This is a genomic window from Hartmannibacter diazotrophicus, assembly GCF_900231165.1.
In the GTDB taxonomy this organism is placed as follows: domain Bacteria; phylum Pseudomonadota; class Alphaproteobacteria; order Rhizobiales; family Pleomorphomonadaceae; genus Hartmannibacter; species Hartmannibacter diazotrophicus.
Genome location: NZ_LT960614.1, coordinates 3,537,913 through 3,555,270, shown reverse-complemented (window position 1 = coordinate 3,555,270; position 17,358 = coordinate 3,537,913). Strand labels below are relative to the sequence as shown.

Sequence of the window (17,358 nt, the reverse complement as noted above, 5' to 3'; positions counted from 1 at the left end):
TCGGGACAGGTTTTCGAGGCGTCGTCCAACAGTGGCGCCGCCTTCCTCAAGACCGGACGGCCGGGCGGATTGGCCCGGCTTCCGAATCCATACTCACACCAGGAAGACTTTCATGTCCGCAAAATCATTTTTCGCGGGTGCGCTGGCGCTCGCCCTGACGACTTCGACGGCGATGGCCGGGACGGTGGCGACGCCGGAAATCCTTGCCCGTGGCCAATATCTCGCGACGATCATGGACTGCAACGGCTGTCATACGCCGGGCTCCATGATGGGCAAGCCCGACTTCGAGCATGCGCTCTCCGGCGGCGATGTCGGCTTCCAGATCCCCGGTCTCGGGTTTTTCTGGCCGCCGAACCTGACGTCCGACGCCGAGACGGGGCTTGGAACCTGGAGCGAGGACGACATCGTCAAGGCGGTGCGCACGGGCGTACGTCCCGACGGTCGTCATCTTGCTCCGGCCATGCCCTATCACGCCTATTCCAGGCTGACGGACGAGGACGCCATGGCGCTTGCCACTTTCCTCAAGAGCCTTCCGCCGGTCGCCAATGCGGTGCCGCCGGTCGCAGGACCCGAAGAGACGCCCAAGGCGCCTTATCTCACCGTTGCGATGCCGCAGTAATTTTCGCGGCCCGCTGCCATTTTCCATGACGTATTTATGAGATTGAAATGACTATTGAAATTCTTAAGCGCTCGGTGCGCGGCGAGGTTCTCACGCACACCGACGACAGTTATTGTACGGCCCGTAATGGGCTGCTGTGGAACGGGCGCAAGCCGCAGCGCTCACCACAGATCATTGTCAAGGCTGCCTGCGCCGCAGATGTGCAAGCGGTCGTGCGTTATGCTTCGACGCACGGTTTGCACGTCTCGGCGCGGGGCAGTGGCCACAACTGCTCGGGCATCGCCCTGCAGGACAGCATCGTCGTCGACCTTTCCGGCCTTGCCCACATCTCGGTGGACATGGCTCGCCGCGTGGCGGAGGTCGGCCCCGGTGTCGTGAACCGGGAGCTTGTGCGGTCGCTGGAAGCGATCGGGCTTGCCTTCCCGGCCGGTCACTGCGGCAGCGTCGCCGTCAGCGGCTATCTGCTCGGTGGCGGCATTGGCTGGAATTCCGGCGAATGGGGCGCGGCCTGTGAGAATGTCGAAAGCGTCGACGTCGTCCTGGCCGACGGTGAACTGCGGCGCGTCAGCGCCACGGAACACCCCGACATCTTCTGGGCCGTGCGCGGCGGCGGGCCGGAATTCTTCGGCATCGTGACCGGCTACCGGCTGAAGCTGCAGCCGCTGCGGCGTCACATCACCACCAGCGTCTTCACCTATCCTCTCGGGCGGATTGCAGAGGTGAGGGACTGGATGGCCGCCTCGGTCGAGGATGGCCCGAACAACCTCGAGTTCACGGTGACGATGACGAGCCCGCCGCCGCCGCTGGCCGGGGCCGTTTCCAAGGTCGTGAGCGGGATTGCCACCGTTTTCGCGACAAGCGAGGCGGAGGCCAGGGCGACTCTGTCGCGCATCTCCGATGCGGCGCCTGTGGGAGCGCTGCATATCCAGGAGGAGATCCCGACGAGCTACGACATGCTCTACGACATCATCGCCGGCCATTTCCCCGAGGGAGCGCGTTATGGCGTCGAATCCTTCTGGGAGGAGGGGGCCTCGGGCAGCTTTGTCGCTGACCTCGCGGCGCAGGTCGAGGTCGCGCCGACGCCGGAAACCTTTGCACTCGCCGTGGTGGTGCCGGAGCGGGACAAGACGGCGAAACGCGAGGACATGGCCTTTGCCCTTTCGGGCCGAGTCTTCGGTTGCGCCTATGCGATCTGGCGGGTGGAGGAGCTGGACGGCGCCGGGATGTCCTGGTTGCGCGCCACTTCCGACCGCGTCGGCGACAAGGCGATCGGCCATTATGTCGGCGAATGCGACTTGGAGCGGGAAGGGCGGCTCGAGCGCTGCTACACGCCGGCCACGTGGCGGCGACTCCAGGCCCTGAAGACACTCTACGATCCGGCGGGCATGTTCGCTCATCGCCGAGGTGCGGCGGCTCCGATGGCGGCGATGTCGGCGGCCTGATCCGGATCGGCGGCGGGTTTCCGGCTCTTGCTCCATCGGGCCGGAAACCCGCCCGTCAACACCGTCCGGCTGTTAAACGTAGAGAACAATCGTTGCCGTTGATCTTGCAATGCAGCATCGGTGGCCTGACACTTGGTCGTCGACCGGTCGAGTCGGTGTCCAATTGCGGAGGCTGCCCATCCCGTGACAATCGCTTCAAACTCCCCTGCTGCCGAAAAGGCCGTGATCGACAAGATCGCCTGGCTGCATATCGTCGACGGGCGCGTCCTGATGGCCCGCTCCAAAGGCAAGGACGTCTATTACCTGCCCGGCGGCAAGCCCGAAGCCGGCGAGAGCGATTCCGAGACGCTGGCGCGTGAACTCGATGAGGAACTCGGAATCAAAATTGCCCCGGCTTCGATACGCTATTTCGGCGTGTTCGAGGCGGAGGCCCACGGCAAGGACGCCGATGTCCTCGTGCGGATGACCTGCTATTCCTCCGATTTTCGCGGCACGATCGAGGCCGCGAGCGAGATCGCCGAGACTGCCTGGCTCGGATACGCCGACCGGGACCGGGTGTCGGCGGTCAACCGGCTGATCTTCGACTGTCTTCACGACAAGGGGCTGCTCAACGATTGAGGCAGCCGCACGGGCCCCGAGGGGAGCCGGCATTCGCACGCGTTCGACAACAAAAAAAAGCCCGGGCCAGAGCGACCCGGGCTTTCAAGTTCGCGCAGGGGCGCGGGAAGCGGCCTAAAGCACATCGCACTCAATCGACTTCATGCGACATGCTTTAGGTTTCTGTTTCGTCGCGTGTTTTTGACCGAAAACCGGAGACCACTTTTCGGAACACGCTTTAGCTCTCGATCGTGAAATGCGCCTCGGTCGGCATGTGGCCGACGCCGTTGATCGGCAGGATATCCTGCGGGCAGGCGCTGAAGGCGATGATCAAATCCATCTCGGCCTTGAGGCGAACGTAGCAGCCAGGCGTGGAGACCGGCGCCTCGAAGGAGAGCGAGCGGTCGGGCTGCACCGGGATATTCATGAAGAGATTGAGCGGGCTCGGCGTTTCCGGCGCTTCGAGCCCGATGTCGTGCATGGCCGCGTGGAGGTTGTCCTCGCAGTTGTCGTGGTAGCCCTCGTGGCCGAGGAAGCTGTAGCGGTGCTTGTCGCAGGCGGCGATGATGGTGTCGTGGACGCCGCCGGACGTATCCTCGACGAAGGTCAGGATCGGACGACGCTTGTTGGTCCGCATGGTGTCGCCGACCGCCGGCACGATCTTCAGGATGTGGGCGCGGCTGTGCTCCATCGACATGAATTCGTGGAGGTCGTCGGCATTGAAGGCCCAGGTGTCGATGACCTGGTCGCCGTGGGTGTTGATGACCTTGATGGTCTCGCCCTTGGCGACCCGGTAGGCCTTGCCGCGACGGGCGGGAATGGTGATGAGATCCGACACGCTCATTCTCCTCGGATGATCTTGTTTCTTGAAAGTTGTTGGTCGGGTCAGCCTGCTGCGGCCGTGCCGCGCGCGGTGGCGATGGCATTGGCGGTGACGCACAGGAGCTCGAACATCATGGTGGCACCGGCAAGCGCCGTCATGCCGCCAAGGTCGAAGGGCGGGGAGACCTCGACGACGTCGGCGCCGATGATGTCGACGCCTTCGAGCAGGCGGACGAGGTCCTGCGCCTCGCGGGTCAGGATGCCGCCGATTTCCGGCGTGCCGGTTCCGGGTGCCATGGACGGGTCGATGATGTCGATGTCGAAGCTGACGTAGGTCGGCTTGCCGCCCGCGATCTCGCGCGCTTCGGCCATGACGTCCTCTGGGCCTCGCTTCACCAGTTCCTCGATGAAGATCATGCGAATGCCGACCTCCCTGGCGAAGTCGTAGTTCGAGGCATCCGAGATCGCGCCGCGAAGGCCGATCTGGACCGTGCGCTTCGGATCGAGGACGCCTTCCTCGATGGCCCGGCGGAAGGGGGTTCCATGTGTGAACTTGTTGTCGCCGAAGAAGCTGTCGTAGGTGTCCGAATGGGCGTCGAAGTGGATCATCCCGACGGGCCGGTCCTTGCCGAGTGCGCGCAGGATCGGTAGCGAGATCAGATGATCGCCGCCGGCGGTGATCGGAATGGCGCCGCCCGCGCGGATCTCGTCATAGAAGCCGGTGATCTTGTCGAGGGCGTCCATCAGGTTGATGGGGTTGATCGGGCTGTCGCCGCAATCGCCGACCCGCACGAGGTCATAGGGCGAGATGCCGGAGTGATGGTGGACGCGCCGCATCAGCGTCGACTGGTTGCGCACCTCGCGTGGTCCGTGGCGCGGGCCCGGACGATTGGTGGTGCCGCCGTCGAACGGGACGCCGACAAGGGCGATGTCGACCTCGTCCGGCTTGCACTGGGGCAGGCGCATGAAGGTCGAAATGCCGGCAAAGCGCGGCACGATGCCGGAATCGACCGGCTGGTAGGCCTCGAGCGAAGGATTGACGGTCACAGGCCGAACTCCTTGCGCACGGCGGCGGCGATCTGAGGCACATGATCGTCCATCAGCCACTGACCCTTTTTTGCCGTCGAGCCGCGCGCGTCGGCAAGAACGCCTGATGGCGGCACAAGGCCCGGTGGGAAGGGCGTGACGTCATAGTTGGGGAATTTCGCTGGCCCGTCGGAGGGCACCTTCGCCATGTCGACGAGGTCGGGGCGCAGCAGCAGCATGAGACTGGTTTCAAGGAGGCTGGCATGCTCCAGTTCGGTCCCCGGGAAGCCATCGGGGAAGAGCTTGTCGAGCGTCTCACGCTTCACGAAGTCCCAGTATTCAAGGCGCATGGCCGTGATGCCGGTGAAGCCGTCGCGGCGCAGTTCGCGAAGGCCGAGGTCGAGGCCCTCCACCGCCGGCCAACAGTTCTCGAAATGACCATTGACGAGGACGAGGCGCTTGACTCCGTGCCGGCCAAGGCCGTGGACGACGTCCCGGATGACGAGAGAGAGCGTGTGAGCGTCGAGCCCGAGGGTGCCGGGATAGACCTCGCCGCCGCCGGAACGCGGCTGCGACTTGTAGCCATAGGAAATGGTCGGGGCGACGAGGCCGCCGACCTCCTTGGCAACGCGTTCGCAAACGCCGGTCGGCAGGTAGATGTCGACGCCGAGCGGCAGGTGAGGCCCATGCTGCTCCGTGCTGCCGATGGGCAGGAAGACGGGCGCGCCGGCCTTCACCTTTTCCTCGAACTGCGGCCAGGTGATTTCTGACATGAAGACGCTGTCGGACATCGTCTCTCTTGTCCTTTCTTGCTGATATAATTCAGTTTCTTGTTCCGTAGCGGGTGGCCGCCGCGGTGTTCGTGGCGCTAGAGCATTTCCGTTCAGAGCGGAGCCACGGAAATGCTCCATGTCTTTGTTTTCGCGCAAATCCGGATGGAAAACCGGTTCCCACTTTTCCTGGATTTACTCTAGTGCATCGCGGCGCCGCCGTCGGCGCTGTAGCACTGTCCGGTGATGAAACTCGCCGCCGGGGAGGCGAGGAAGGCGATGACGGCCGCGACCTCCTCGGGCCGGCCGATGCGACCGGCCGGGTTCTTCACCTCCAGCGCCTGAACTTCAGGCGAGAGCGTCTCGAAGTGGAGGAGCGGGGTGTCGATCGGACCAGGCGCGACGGCATTGACCGTGATGCCGGGCCCAAGCTCACGTGCCCATGAGCGGGTGAGGCCGAGGATCGCGGCCTTGGTCGCGGCATAGGTCGAGGAGCCGGCGCGGCCGAGGAAGGCGAGTTCCGAGGCGAGGTTGATGATGCGGCCGCCCTCGGGGATATGCGGCAGCGCGGCCTCGGCGACGAGGACCGGGCCCTTGACGTTGACGCCGAGCATCCGGTCGAAGGCGGGAAGGTCGAGATCGCCCATCGGGCTGTCGAGCTGGATGCCGGCGGAATTGACCAGGATGTCGATACGGCCAAGGGTTTCCAATGCCGAGGCGATGCTGCCCCTCACCGAGTCGCGGTCGGCGACATCTGTCGCGAGGCAGGGGAAGGGCAGGGACGCATCGGGCGCGATATCGAGGCCGACCACCTCGGCGCCCTGTTCCAGCATGAGCAGGGCGGTGGCGCGGCCGATGCCGCTCGACGCCCCCGTAACGATGGCCTTGCGGCCGGACAATGGTTTCACCAGGGAACCTCCCCACGATCGATGCCGAGGCTTTGCCCGGTCACGTTTTTCGCCCAGTCGGACGCGAGATAGAGATAGGGGCCGGCGACATCGTCCGGCTCCATGAGGCCCGGCAGCGCCTGCGCACCGAGGATTCCTTCAAGAAGGACGTCGGTGCCTTCGCCGGACCTTTCGCTCATCATGGCGAGCGAGCGCATCGAGGCCTCCGTCTTCACCCAGCCGGGGCAGACGGCGTTCACAGTGATGCCGCGCGGGCCGAGTTCGCGCGCCAGCGTCTTGGTGAGGCCGATGACGGCATGCTTGGACGCCACATAGGCGGCAAAGAGCGGCTCGGCGACGCGGCCCCAGACGGACGCGGTGTTGATGATGCGCCCGCCCTCGGTCATCAGCGACAGGGCCGCGCGGGTGACGATGAAGGTGCCGGCAACGTTGATGTCGAGGATGCGGCGGAAGGTGTCCTCGGTTTCCGGCGAGGGACCGTCCACCGGCGTCATGCGCTCAAGACCGGCGTTGTTGACGAGAACGTCGATGACCGAGAGGCCGGACAGAGCCTCGCGGACGGCCTCGGCGTCCGTGATGTCCGCGAGCTTTCCCGTCGCGCCAATCTCGTCGGCTGTCCTGGTCACAGCCGGGTCGTCGGCAATGATCGTCACCATCGCGCCGGCGGCCACGAAGGCGCTGGCGATGCCGCGACCGATCCCCCGGCTCGCGCCCGTCACCACGACGGAGCGGCCGGCAAGGCCCGTGATCATTCCTCCTCCTCCCCGCTCTGCCGGACGGCATGGAGCAGTTCGGTGCGAAGGGCGAAGAAATCCGGCGTCTCGCGCAGTTCGACCGGCCGATCGGGGCCGAGGCGGCTGGCGACATCAACAAGGGCGGTGATGCGGGCCGGGCGCTTGGAGAAGACGACGACGCGGTCGGCAAGGAAGGCGGCTTCCTCGACATCGTGGGTGACGAAGATGATCGTCTTGGCGTCCTGCTGCTGCAGGCGGCGCAGTTCCACCTGCAGGCGCTCGCGGCGCTGGGCGTCGAGCGCGCCGAAGGGCTCATCCATGAGGAGCACTTCGGAGCCGGCCGCCAGCGTGCGGGCGATGGCGACGCGCTGGCGCATGCCGCCGGAAATCCGGTTCGGATAGGTGTCGGCGAAGTCCTCCAGCCCGACGAGTTCCAGGTAGTGATCGCGCCTGGCAAGCTTCTCCGAGGCCGTCAGGTCCTTGCGGTAGCGCATGCCGAAGGCGACGTTCTCGGCGACCGTGAGCCAGGGGAAAGAGGAATAGGACTGGGAGACCATGCCACGGCGCCAGTCCGGCCCCCTGACGATCTCGCCGGCAAGGCGGATCACGCCGCTCGTCGGCTCGTCGAGACCGCCGACCATGCGCATCAGGGTCGTCTTGCCGCAGCCGGAAGGGCCGAGGAAGACGATGAACTCGTTGCGGGCAATGGCCAGCGAGAAGGGCTCGGCGACGACCGGCAGCGGGCCAAAGGTCTTGGTCACGCGGTCGAAGGCGACGTGAGCCGCCGAGGCGGAGGCCGACAGGTCAGGTGCCGGATTGGCGGACGAGAGGCTGGTCATGGCGCACCTGTCAGAGATAGCGGAAGAGCCGCTTGTGGAGCTTGCGCAGGAGCTGGTCGGTGATCAGGCCGATGAGGCCGATCGCGACGACGCCTGCCATCACTTCCGGCGTCTTCATGTAGCGCCGTGCGGTCCAGATGACGAAACCGAGACCGCTGTCGGCCGCGACGATCTCGGCGATGATGAGGTAGGTCCAGCACCAGCCGAGGGTAATGCGCAGGTTGTCCAGCAGATTGGGCAGCATGGCGCGGAAGGCGACGTCCGTGAGGACCTGCCGCTCGCTGGCGCCGACCGTCCAGGCGATCTCGATATACTCGTGCGGCACCCGGCGCATGTCGTCGGCAACGAGCAGCACCAGCTGGAAGAAGGTTCCGAGCCAGAGCAGGAAGATCTTGGTCTCCTCGCCGACGCCGAACCAGATGATGGAGAGGGGCACCAGCGCCGGAACCGGCAGGTAGCGGATGAAGTCCATGATCGGCTCGAGCGCGGCGCCGATCGGCCGGTAGCTCGACATCAGGATGCCGATCGGCACCGCGAGAACCACCGAGAGGGCGAAGGCGAGCCAGACGCGCCAGGTGGAGACGAGTGCGTGGTAGAGCAAATCCTGCTGCATCGTCATGTGCCATAAGGCGGCAGCGACGGCAGAGGGCGCCGGCAGGAACAGCGGGTTGATCAGCCCGCTGTCGGCGATGGCCTCCCAGATAAGCAGGAGGGCGAGGCTGGCGCCGATGGCGATACTGAGCTGAGCCCTCCGGGACAAGGTGCCCCGGAAGGTGAAGAGGCGCTGGCGGGGCGCGGCCGCCGGGGCGGTGGCCGCCCCGTCCTGCGTGTCGTTTGACGACGATGCGCGCATGGCGAGGCTTGCCCCTTCGCTCACTTCATTTGCTCCGCGAGCTTGCCCATCACCGACGGATCGATCTGGTCGGCGGCGACGAGCGCCTTGTCGGCGGCGCCGCTGTCGATGTTGAGCTGCATGACCGTGTCAAAGATGCCGTAGAGCGTGCCGGGCTTGCCGGGGGTGCCGATGTACTCAAGCGACTCCTTGAAGCCGGTGTAGGTGAGTGAGGTGTCGAGGATTTCCTTCACTTCCGCTTCGCTGAGGTTGAAGTGCGGCGCGGAGAGCTTGATGAAATCGTCCGGGTTGGTCTTGTAGTAGTCGACCGCCTTGTAGAGCGCCTTCAGGAACTTGACATACTTGTCCGGGTTGGCCTTGAGGTCGTCCTGGCGCACCGAGATGACATCGTCGATGATGTCGGTGTCCTTCGACGAGATCAGGATCTTCGGATCGCGCTGGGTGATCGTCTTGACCGCCTGAGACATGAAGGGCTCGTAGGTCGCCACCGCCGAGATCGAGCTGTCGGCGAAAACGGCGACCGTGTCCGGGGTCACGATGTTCTTCGTCTCGATGTCCTTGAGGGTGAGTCCGTTTTCCTTCAGCGCAAGCTGCAGCAGCAGCCAGGCCGGCACATTCGGCTCGGCCGCGACCGTCTTGCCCTTGAGGTCGGCGACCGACTTGATCGAGCCGTCGACGATGACGCCGTCACCGCCGAGCGAGCGGTCGATGGTGCCGATGATGACGCCGGGCGTGCTGGCGTCGCGCGGACGGCCCTGGTACTCGCCGACCGTGCGCATGTTCATCTCGATGTCGCCGCGCGCCATCGCCGCCATGACGTTGGAGCGGTCGTCCTCGAACTTCACGTCAACGTCGAGGCCTTCCGCCCCGAAATACCCGAGGTCCTTGGCGACGAAGACGGGCGCGAAGCCCGGCCAGGTCGGGAAAAGAATGCGGATCTGATCGGCGGCGCTTGCCGGGCCGGCCAGCGAGGACGCCAGCAACAGCGAAAATCCGGCCAAAATCGCGGTCTTCTTCATATGTTCCATCCTCTTTTGGTGATTGTTGAGAGGATGATTCATCAGATTTACATTGAGAAAAATCAGAATTATTGGAAAGATAGATTGAAAATTACCAATGTATGAATGTCAGTGCAAGGAGCGGTCATGCGGCGTCTGGACAATATCGACCTGAGGTTGCTGCGGGTGTTCGCGACCATCGTGGACGCGGGCGGGTTCGCCGATGCCCAGATCGCGCTGAACCTTTCCTCCTCCACGCTTTCGACCCATCTGGCGACGCTGGAACGCAAGCTTGGCGGCACGCTCTGCGAGCGCGGGCGCGGTGGATTTCGGCTGACCTCCTTCGGCCAGTCGACCTACGAAGCGGCAAAACAGCTTTTCAGCGATATCGAGACCTTCGAGTTCCGGGTGGGCAACTCGCGCGGCCAGCTTGTCGGTCGGCTGCGTGTCGGCATTGTCGACGGCGTGGTGACCAACCCGAAGCTCGGGCTGCAGGCCGCGATCGGCACCTTCATGGCCAAGGCGGAGGGCGTGTTCGTCGAACTCGCCCTTGGAACTCCCAACGAACTGGAGCGCGCGATCGCCGAAGGCGAGCATGACGTGGTGGTCGGGCCTTTTTCCCAGAAGACGCCGGGTGTGGCCTATGTGCCCCTGCACCGGGAGGCGCACGGGCTCTATTGCGGCCGCCAGCATCCGCTGTTCGATCTTCCCTCGCGCGAGATCACGCGGACCCAGATCGAGGAGGCGAAGTTCTCCGTGCGCGGCTATCGGCATCTGGAAGATCTCTACCGGGCCGACCATCCGCGGGCGAGCGCCAGCGTCATCCACATGGAGGCACAGGCGATGATCATCCTTTCCGGGCAGTTCATCGGCTTCCTGCCCTGCCATATCGGCGACCATTGGGCCGGGCAGGGCGAAATGCGCCGCCTTCGCCCCGAACTCTACAGTTTCGAGTCCCTGCATTTCGCCGCGCTCCGGCGCAGCGGAACCAATCTGCCGCTTGTTCAGGGCTTCGTCGACGAACTCAAGCGCCATGCGGACATGATCAAGATGGCGCAGGCGAGCGACTAACCGAGCCCGACCGTCGGCTCTGGCTCACCTTCCGGGGATTTCCCCGCTGCCTCCAAGATTGTTGCTCGAGCCCGCGGCGTGCGACCGGGCACGTGTCTTGCCGTGCCATCCGCCTCGGGCTTCGCGACGTGGCTTCGTCTGGCCTGACGCTTGCTGCCTGGGGGGTTGACGTCAAACGGCGCACAGAGATCTCAAAAATGTGCATAGTCTGATGGCGGGGCACGACGAAGTACGATCATCCTGACGCCTATGCGGCGGGCTGGTGGCTTCTGGATCGCCCGGCCTCGATCCAGCGGCGGAGACCTGAACCTTGGCGCCAGACCGTATCCTGCTCATCAATCCGAACACGTCCGCCGCGATGACCGACCGTCTGGCGGATCTGGCGCAAGGGCTGATGCCGGGGTCCGAAGTTGTCCCGGTCACCGCGAGGTTCGGCGCGGAGGTCATCGCGACCCGTGCCGGCTATGCGATTGCCGGGCATGCCGCGCTCGATGCCTATGCCTGTCAGCGCGGCACTGTCGACGCCGTATTGCTCACCTGCTTCGGCGATCCGGGCCTCGAGGCGTTGCGCGAGGTGGCCAGCGTGCCGGTGGTCGGATTGCTGGAGGCATCGGTGCAACTGGCAGGACGAGCCGGACGGCCGTTCGGGATCGTGACCGCCGGCCGTCCGTGGGGACCGATGCTGGACGAGCGGGTCAACGCCATGCCGGAACGGTCCCTCTATCGGGGAACCCGCACGCTGGATTTCGACGGGCTTGCTCTGGCGCGCGATCCGGACATGGCGCTTGCGGCCATGATCGAGGCCGCCGAATGCCTAGCGAATGGCGGGGCCGAGCAGATCATCCTCGGCGGCGCGGCGATGGTGGGCTGGGGCGCGCGCATGGGATCGCGCTTTGCGACCATCGACTGCCTCAAGGCCGCCGCTCTGGCGCTTCAATCCTTGCCGAGCGGGTCGATGGCGCCGGCCGATCCGGTGCGGCCGATCGCAAGCCAAGGCCTTTCGCCGGAGCTTGCCCGGCTGCTCGCCAATCCATCAGGAACGGCGTGACATGGGGCCGCTTTCCGTCAGTTCCGTCAGCGCCAGTGTCTGGTCGAGATGTTCGGCGCGGATCGCCAGCAGCTTCTCCGCCATTTCCAGCCTGACGTCGCGGTAGGCAGGGTCGGCGGCCACGTTCGTCGTCTCCGCCGGATCGGAGCGAAGGTCGAAGAGAAGTGGCGGCAGGCCGGCGAAGTGGACGTATTTGAAGGCGTCGCTGCGCAGGACCGAGCCATTGCACTGCCGACTTGAAAGGCTGAAATGCTCTTCAGCCTTCTGGTGGGGGATATCGCGGAAATCGAACTCCCAGAAGGCGGCATCGCGCCATTTTTCCGGGCCGGTTCCATCGAGGAATGGTTTTAGCGAGTGGCCATCGGCGCTTGTTTTCGGTGCGACGCCCAGGATATCCGAGAGCGTCGCCATGATATCGACGGCCCCGGTGAATTCCTCGACCTTGGCGCCGCGTGCGCCGTCATGGCCGGGCATACGGATGACCAGCGGGATGTGGTAGCTGCCGTCGAAGAAGCCGCCCTTGCCGAAGAGGTGGTGGTCGCCCATCAGCTCGCCGTGGTCGGAGGTGAAGATGACAAGCGTGTTGTCCCACGCGCCGGCCACTTCCATCGCCTGCCGCATGCGGGCGAACTGGTCGTCGACCTCGGAAATCATGCCCCAGTAGATCGCGCGGATGATGCGGCGCTGCTCCTCGCTCCAGTCGGCTGCCATGCCGCTCGCCCCGGCGATGAAATGCGCCTTCTGGCAGCGGTCGATCTGCCAGTCGACGAAGGGATGGAGGCCGCGTTCCTCCGCGACGCTCGGCCGGGCGGCAAAGGCAGGCCCGGAGGCCGGATCATAGAGCGTGTTGTAGGGCTCGGGCGCAATGAAGGGCGGGTGCGGCCGGATGAAGGAGACATGGGCGAACCACGGCCGGTCCTCTTCCTGCTCGGAGAGCCAGCGGATGAATTCGCCGGCGACGAAAGCGGTTGGCGTCTCGCCGCGGGAATAGACTGGCGGCGCCGAGGAGACCTCGGCCGGATCGACCGCGCGGTGGGCGGCGCACGTGTCCGCGACGTCATGGCCACGGCCCCGGAGCCAGGACAGATAAGGGCCTTCGTGCTCCGGCAGCTTCAGGCGCACCGTGAAGCCCGGCAGAATGCCCTCGTAGGTCGTCAGCAGCGGATCGTCCGGATCGTGGACGCGTGGGTCGGGCGAGACGTCCGTATAGCCGAAGAGCGTCGGATCGTAGCCGGCGCGGCGGGCCATCCGGGCGATGTTGTCGAAGCGGTCGTCGAGCGGGGTGCCGTTGCGGCAGACCCGGTTGTTCATCTGGAAGAGGCCGGTATAGAGCACCGCGCGGGCCGGCGAGCAGGGGGCCGTGCCGGCATAATGCCTCAGGAAGGCGACGCCCTCGCTTGCCAGCCTGTCGATGGCCGGGGTTCTGACGACCGGATGGCCGGCGAGCCCAAGACTGTCGCCGCGCCACTGGTCGGCCGTGATCAGCAGGATATTCGGCTTCATGCCGTTCACTCGGTTTCCAGTTTTTGCACCAGCGCCGGCAGGTCCGCGACCGTGTCGATGATATGGTCGGCGCCAGCGGCCTTGAGCTTGGCCGTCACGCGCTCGCGGATCGCCGCGACTTCGAGCGGATCCATTGCCGCCAGTTCCTCCGGCGTGTGGCCACATTCGTTGCCCGAGAGCGCGACGCCGACGGTGACGCAGCCCGCAGCCACACCTTCCGCGATGCCGGGCTCCGTGTCATCCACCTTGATGACGGCGGACGGCGGATAGACGACGAGGTCGATGAAGCATTTGTACATGCCGAGCGGCCCGGGGCGGCCTTCGGCAAGATCGTCGGCACAGACGAGATTGTCCGGCACATATCCCTGCTCAGCGGCAACGGGCAGGACGCGCTCCATGATCGAACGGGTGTAGCCGGTGGTCGAGCCGATCTTCATGCCCATCGCGCGCAGGGCCTCGATGGCCTCGCGGGTGCCGGGAACGAGGGTGGCGAAGTTCGCAACCACCTCCTCATTCATGGGCACGAAGACCTCGTAGACCTTGTCGACATCGGCATCGGTCGGTGCGGAGCCGTATTTCGCGGCCCAGGCCGAGGCAATCGCGGGCTCGGTCATCATCGTCTTGATGTGATCCCACTTCGGCTTGCCCATCGGGCCTCGGGCCTCAGCGATCGTCACCTCGATGCCGAATTTGGCGAAGGCCTCCACAAACACACCCATGGGGGCGAAGGAGCCGAAGTCGATTGTCGTGCCGGCCCAGTCGAAGACCACCGCCTTGAAGCGCGTCATTGTTTCTTGTCCTTTCAAGCTCCGAAGAGGGTGCCGATGGTTTCCTCGGCAATGCCGAAACAGGTCGAGGCGCCGCAGCCGGCCGTGACGACGACGATGCGGGTCGCCTCGTCCGGCGCGTCGGTGAAGCGCCAGCGGTCGGCGGCGCTGGCATAGGTTCCGAGCCAGCCTTCGCTGACCCGGTAGTCGCCGAGATCGAGCACGGCTTCCATCTCGTCAAGGATGAGGCGGTTGACCTCGTCCGGCATGAAGGGGTCGGGCGTTTCGCCATAGTGGTGACTGTCGCCGACGACCAGCGAGCCGTCGGCGGACTGGACCACGATGAGGTGGACGCCGTTCTCGCGCTGGACTGACTGCTCGGCATCGAGCCGGGTCTTCAACGCGGCAGCTTCCGGCAGGTCGGCGTAGCCATGATAGCGGGCAAGGCCGAGGTCGGACATCACCGCCGCGCCGAAGCGGACGGGCTTTTCCGGCGTCACGCGCAGCATGTGTAGCTTGCAGCGGGTCGGCGCATAGGCGGCAATACGGCCGGGAAAGAGCGAGCGGAAATCGTCGCCGGGGCAGACGATCACCGTCTCGGCGCGGATCGTCCCACGAGAGGTTTCAAGCTTCGGCGTTTCGATGGCATGGACGGCGGTCGACCAGAGGAAGTCGATGCCCTGGGTTTCCGCCAGCCAGCGGGCGAGGGCGGGCAGGGCGTCGCGCGATTCCACCCGTAGTTCATGCGGCGAATAAAGCGCGGCCGTGATCTCATCCGCGCGCAGGGCGTCGACGTGGTCGGCGGCTTGCCGGGGCGTGATCCGGCGGCATTCGGCGCCCATCTCGGTCCTGAGGAAGGCATCGATCACGGCTTCCGCCTCGGGGCGGCGCGCCGTCATGACAAGGCCCCGGTGCAGGACGGGGATGCCCGCCGCCTCCGAGACCTCGGCCCAGACATCGCGGGCGCGCCGGGCCATCTGCCAGCAGTCGCCCGCCGCCTGCCCGGTGACGGTCACGAAGCCGAAATTGCGGATCGACGCGCCATTGGCCGCTGCGTCGCGGTCGATGACGACCACCTTCTTGCCGCGCCGGCTGGCCACAAGCGCATGGGCGAGGCCGACGATACCGGCTCCGACAATCGCCACGTCGTAGGTCATTCTGGTTCTAGTTCCCGCCCTTGAGATTGTCCGGAGCAAACACCCCGCCGAAGGGAGAGGCCGGTTTGGCCGGTGCCTCTCCACCCTTCAGGTTGCCGGGGGCGAAGACGCCGCCGGGGGACGCCGGCTTTGCCGGGGTCTCGCCGCCCGTCAGGTTGCCCGGCGAGAAGATACTGTTACCAGGTTTCCCGGGTGTGACAGTCGGCTCGCCGGTGGACGGCGCGGTCTCGTCGGCTGGAGCGGACTGGCGCTGCTCTTCCATCAGCTGTTCCTGGAGCGCGCGCTTTTCGTCGAGAATCCGCCTCTCGCAGACACTGGAGTCGTATGTGCCGGCCCAGGCGATCGCTCCGGCGATGAGCGCCAGCACGATGGCGGCGACCGTGCCCGGATGCGAAACGACGCGGATGAAGGGCCGGTCCATTGGCAGCGAGAGGGCCGAGGCTCTTGCCTTGCGGTCCTCGCGGCGCTTGTAGCTTTCGAAGACGATGGCGGCGGCGAGTGTGATGCCGACGATGATGACGGAAACGGCGGAGATCGAGGGATCGAGGCCGTAGCGCACCTTCTGGGCCAGAACCGTGGTGAAGGTGCTGTCAGCGACGATGGTGAAGACCGTCGTGTTGTAGTTCTCCATCGACGCGAGGAAGGCGAGCACGCCCGAGGAGGCGATGGCTGGCATCATGAAGGGCAGCAGGATCTTGGTGAAAGCCTGCGTCGGCGTCGCGCCCATGTCGAGGGCCGCCTCGGTCAATGTCGGGTCGAAGCGCTGCAGGCGGGACAGGAACACCAGCATCGAATAAGCGGAGATGAAGGTGACCTGGCCGACGACCGTGAGGAACATGCCGTCATAGAACAGCGAATTGTAGCCGGCCCCGATGGCCGTGCCGAGGCGATCCCAGAAGATGAGCGTGGACAGGCCGATCACGACGCCGGGCATCAGGATGGGCGCGATGAAGATCGCGTAGATGACCGAGCGCAGCTGGTTGCCCACCTGGCTCAGCACGATGGCGGCGGCAAGGCCGATCGGGATCGCGACGATGACGACGCCGATGCCGATGACGAAGGAATTGCCGAGACCGGCCAGAAGCTTTTCGTCGGCGAGGAGCTTGGAAAACCAGTCGGCGGTGAGGCAGTCCCACGGCGAGATGCGCGGGAAACTCGACGAGTTGAAGGCGGTGATCACCATCACCGCGAGCGGGCCGAAGAGATAGGCGAAGAAAAGCGCGAGATAGAGCGAGCCGATGGGGCCGAAGGTCCGGGCGTTGTTCATCGGCCGATCTCCCCGATCGACACCTTCAGGACCCGCATGACCAGCAGGACGAAGAGAATGCAGACGACGAGCAGGATCATGGCGTAGGCCGAGCCGCGCGGCCAGTTTCCGCCGTCGTTGAACCACTGGTAGACGATCTGGGTGAACCAGAGGCTGGACGGGCCGCCGAGGATCTGGGGTGCGGCCAGCGCACCCGCCGTCAGCATGAAGACCATGGTCGAGCCCGAGGCGATGCCGGGCTTGGCATAGGGGATGACGACGCGGCGGTGGACCTGAAGCCAGCTTGCGCCCATGTCCCGCGCGGCCTCGATCTGGTTCTTGTCGAGGCTTTCAATCGCGTTGTAGAGCGGGAAGATCATCAACAGGATGTAGGCGTAGGCAAGGCCGGCGTAGAGCGCCATGTTCTCGCCGATGAAGTCGATCGGCGCGTGCCAGAGGCCGACGCCCATGCCGAATTCGTTGATGACGCCGGTCGCGCCGAAGAGGATGCGGAAGGCGAAGGCGCGCAGGATCTCGTTGATCCAGTAAGGGACGATCAGGGCCAGGACGAGCAAACGGCCGGCACCAACTTTCGTTGCCTGCGCCATCAGGAAGGCGACCGGATAGCAGATCGCAAGGTCGATGAGGGTGACGAAGACCGCCGCCACCAGCGTCTTGACGAGAACGCCGATGTCGAGGGCGTTGAAGGTGGAGCCCGTCGCCTCGTTGCCGAGGAAGAAGAAGCGGTACTGCTCCAGCGTATATACGTCTTCCGGCCCTCCGATCTTGGGCGGCGGCAGGTTATGGCGGAAGGAAAAATCGAGCATCGTGAGCTGCGGTAGCACCACGAGCACGAAAATCCAGATGGTGACCGCCGTCAGCAGATAGATGGCGACGGGCAATCCGTTGCGGTCGACGAAGCCGGAAAAGAAGCTCTTGAGGCTACCCATGCTCGTCT

General features: G+C 65.2%; 18 protein-coding genes. 5 read left to right on the top strand and 13 right to left on the bottom strand.

All coding sequences use genetic code 11. The annotated features are described in order from the left end of the window. The first annotated feature begins 112 nt into the window (after positions 1-112). The 3 genes from HDIA_RS16595 (at position 113) to HDIA_RS16585 (ending at position 2,679) form a co-directional block, all read left to right on the top strand. Entirely contained in the window at positions 113-619 is a 507-nt protein-coding gene (locus tag HDIA_RS16595; RefSeq protein ID WP_099557170.1) for a c-type cytochrome, read from the top strand. A gap of 47 nt (positions 620-666) precedes the next feature. Continuing rightward, on the top strand, positions 667-2,061 hold the full coding sequence (locus tag HDIA_RS16590; RefSeq protein ID WP_099557169.1) for an FAD-binding oxidoreductase: 1,395 nt from the start codon (positions 667-669) through the stop codon (positions 2,059-2,061). Between the two features lie 183 nt (positions 2,062-2,244). After that, complete coding sequence (locus tag HDIA_RS16585; protein WP_245883911.1) at positions 2,245-2,679, top strand: NUDIX hydrolase; 435 nt, start codon at positions 2,245-2,247, stop codon at positions 2,677-2,679. 217 nt (positions 2,680-2,896) lie between these two features. Here HDIA_RS16585 and HDIA_RS16580 read toward each other — a convergent pair whose 3' ends face one another. The 8 genes from HDIA_RS16580 to HDIA_RS16545 form a co-directional block, all read right to left on the bottom strand. After that, the gene (locus tag HDIA_RS16580) at positions 2,897-3,502 is read right to left on the bottom strand and encodes a DUF1989 domain-containing protein (protein ID WP_099557168.1); all 606 of its coding nucleotides are present in this window, start codon (positions 3,500-3,502) and stop codon (positions 2,897-2,899) included. Between the two features lie 41 nt (positions 3,503-3,543). After that, positions 3,544-4,446: an agmatinase gene (speB, locus tag HDIA_RS16575; protein WP_099558961.1), complete on the bottom strand. Its 903-nt coding sequence runs from the start codon at positions 4,444-4,446 to the stop codon at positions 3,544-3,546. 77 nt (positions 4,447-4,523) lie between these two features. Next, positions 4,524-5,297 (bottom strand): creatininase, encoded by a 774-nt coding sequence (locus HDIA_RS16570; RefSeq protein WP_099557167.1) that lies wholly within the window; start codon positions 5,295-5,297, stop codon positions 4,524-4,526. A gap of 179 nt (positions 5,298-5,476) precedes the next feature. Further along, on the bottom strand, positions 5,477-6,184 hold the full coding sequence (locus HDIA_RS16565; RefSeq protein ID WP_245883909.1) for an SDR family NAD(P)-dependent oxidoreductase: 708 nt from the start codon (positions 6,182-6,184) through the stop codon (positions 5,477-5,479). Continuing rightward, positions 6,181-6,936, bottom strand: coding sequence for an SDR family NAD(P)-dependent oxidoreductase (locus HDIA_RS16560; protein WP_099557165.1), 756 nt, complete (start codon positions 6,934-6,936; stop codon positions 6,181-6,183). Before HDIA_RS16560 ends, HDIA_RS16565 begins: the two co-directional genes overlap by 4 nt. Further along, on the bottom strand, positions 6,933-7,757 hold the full coding sequence (locus HDIA_RS16555) for an ABC transporter ATP-binding protein (RefSeq protein WP_099557164.1): 825 nt from the start codon (positions 7,755-7,757) through the stop codon (positions 6,933-6,935). The genes HDIA_RS16560 and HDIA_RS16555 overlap by 4 nt, the downstream gene beginning before the upstream one ends. 10 nt (positions 7,758-7,767) lie before the next feature. Further along, positions 7,768-8,634: an ABC transporter permease gene (locus HDIA_RS16550; RefSeq protein WP_245883907.1), complete on the bottom strand. Its 867-nt coding sequence runs from the start codon at positions 8,632-8,634 to the stop codon at positions 7,768-7,770. Beyond that, a complete protein-coding gene (locus HDIA_RS16545) occupies positions 8,631-9,629 on the bottom strand; it encodes an ABC transporter substrate-binding protein (protein WP_099557163.1) in 999 nt (332 codons plus the stop codon). The genes HDIA_RS16550 and HDIA_RS16545 overlap by 4 nt, the downstream gene beginning before the upstream one ends. A gap of 126 nt (positions 9,630-9,755) precedes the next feature. Between HDIA_RS16545 and HDIA_RS16540 the strand changes: the two genes are divergently transcribed. Then, positions 9,756-10,679, top strand: coding sequence for a LysR family transcriptional regulator (locus HDIA_RS16540; protein WP_099557162.1), 924 nt, complete (start codon positions 9,756-9,758; stop codon positions 10,677-10,679). A gap of 310 nt (positions 10,680-10,989) precedes the next feature. Beyond that, positions 10,990-11,727, top strand: coding sequence for an aspartate/glutamate racemase family protein (locus HDIA_RS16535; RefSeq protein WP_099557161.1), 738 nt, complete (start codon positions 10,990-10,992; stop codon positions 11,725-11,727). Here the strand turns inward: HDIA_RS16535 and HDIA_RS16530 are convergent. The 5 genes from HDIA_RS16530 to HDIA_RS16510 are packed head-to-tail and all read right to left on the bottom strand — an operon-like array spanning position 11,713 to position 17,350. Then, a complete protein-coding gene (locus tag HDIA_RS16530) occupies positions 11,713-13,230 on the bottom strand; it encodes an alkaline phosphatase family protein (RefSeq protein ID WP_099558959.1) in 1,518 nt (505 codons plus the stop codon). The genes HDIA_RS16535 and HDIA_RS16530 overlap by 15 nt on opposite strands. A gap of 5 nt (positions 13,231-13,235) precedes the next feature. After that, positions 13,236-14,018, bottom strand: a complete 783-nt coding sequence (gene phnX / locus HDIA_RS16525) for a phosphonoacetaldehyde hydrolase (protein WP_099557160.1) — start codon at positions 14,016-14,018, stop codon at positions 13,236-13,238. 14 nt (positions 14,019-14,032) lie between these two features. Next, entirely contained in the window at positions 14,033-15,154 is a 1,122-nt protein-coding gene (locus HDIA_RS16520) for a TIGR03364 family FAD-dependent oxidoreductase (protein ID WP_099557159.1), read from the bottom strand. A gap of 7 nt (positions 15,155-15,161) precedes the next feature. Then, positions 15,162-16,421, bottom strand: coding sequence for an ABC transporter permease (locus HDIA_RS16515; protein ID WP_099557158.1), 1,260 nt, complete (start codon positions 16,419-16,421; stop codon positions 15,162-15,164). Further along, on the bottom strand, positions 16,418-17,350 hold the full coding sequence (locus tag HDIA_RS16510) for an ABC transporter permease (protein ID WP_099557157.1): 933 nt from the start codon (positions 17,348-17,350) through the stop codon (positions 16,418-16,420). Before HDIA_RS16510 ends, HDIA_RS16515 begins: the two co-directional genes overlap by 4 nt. Positions 17,351-17,358 lie beyond the last annotated feature (8 nt).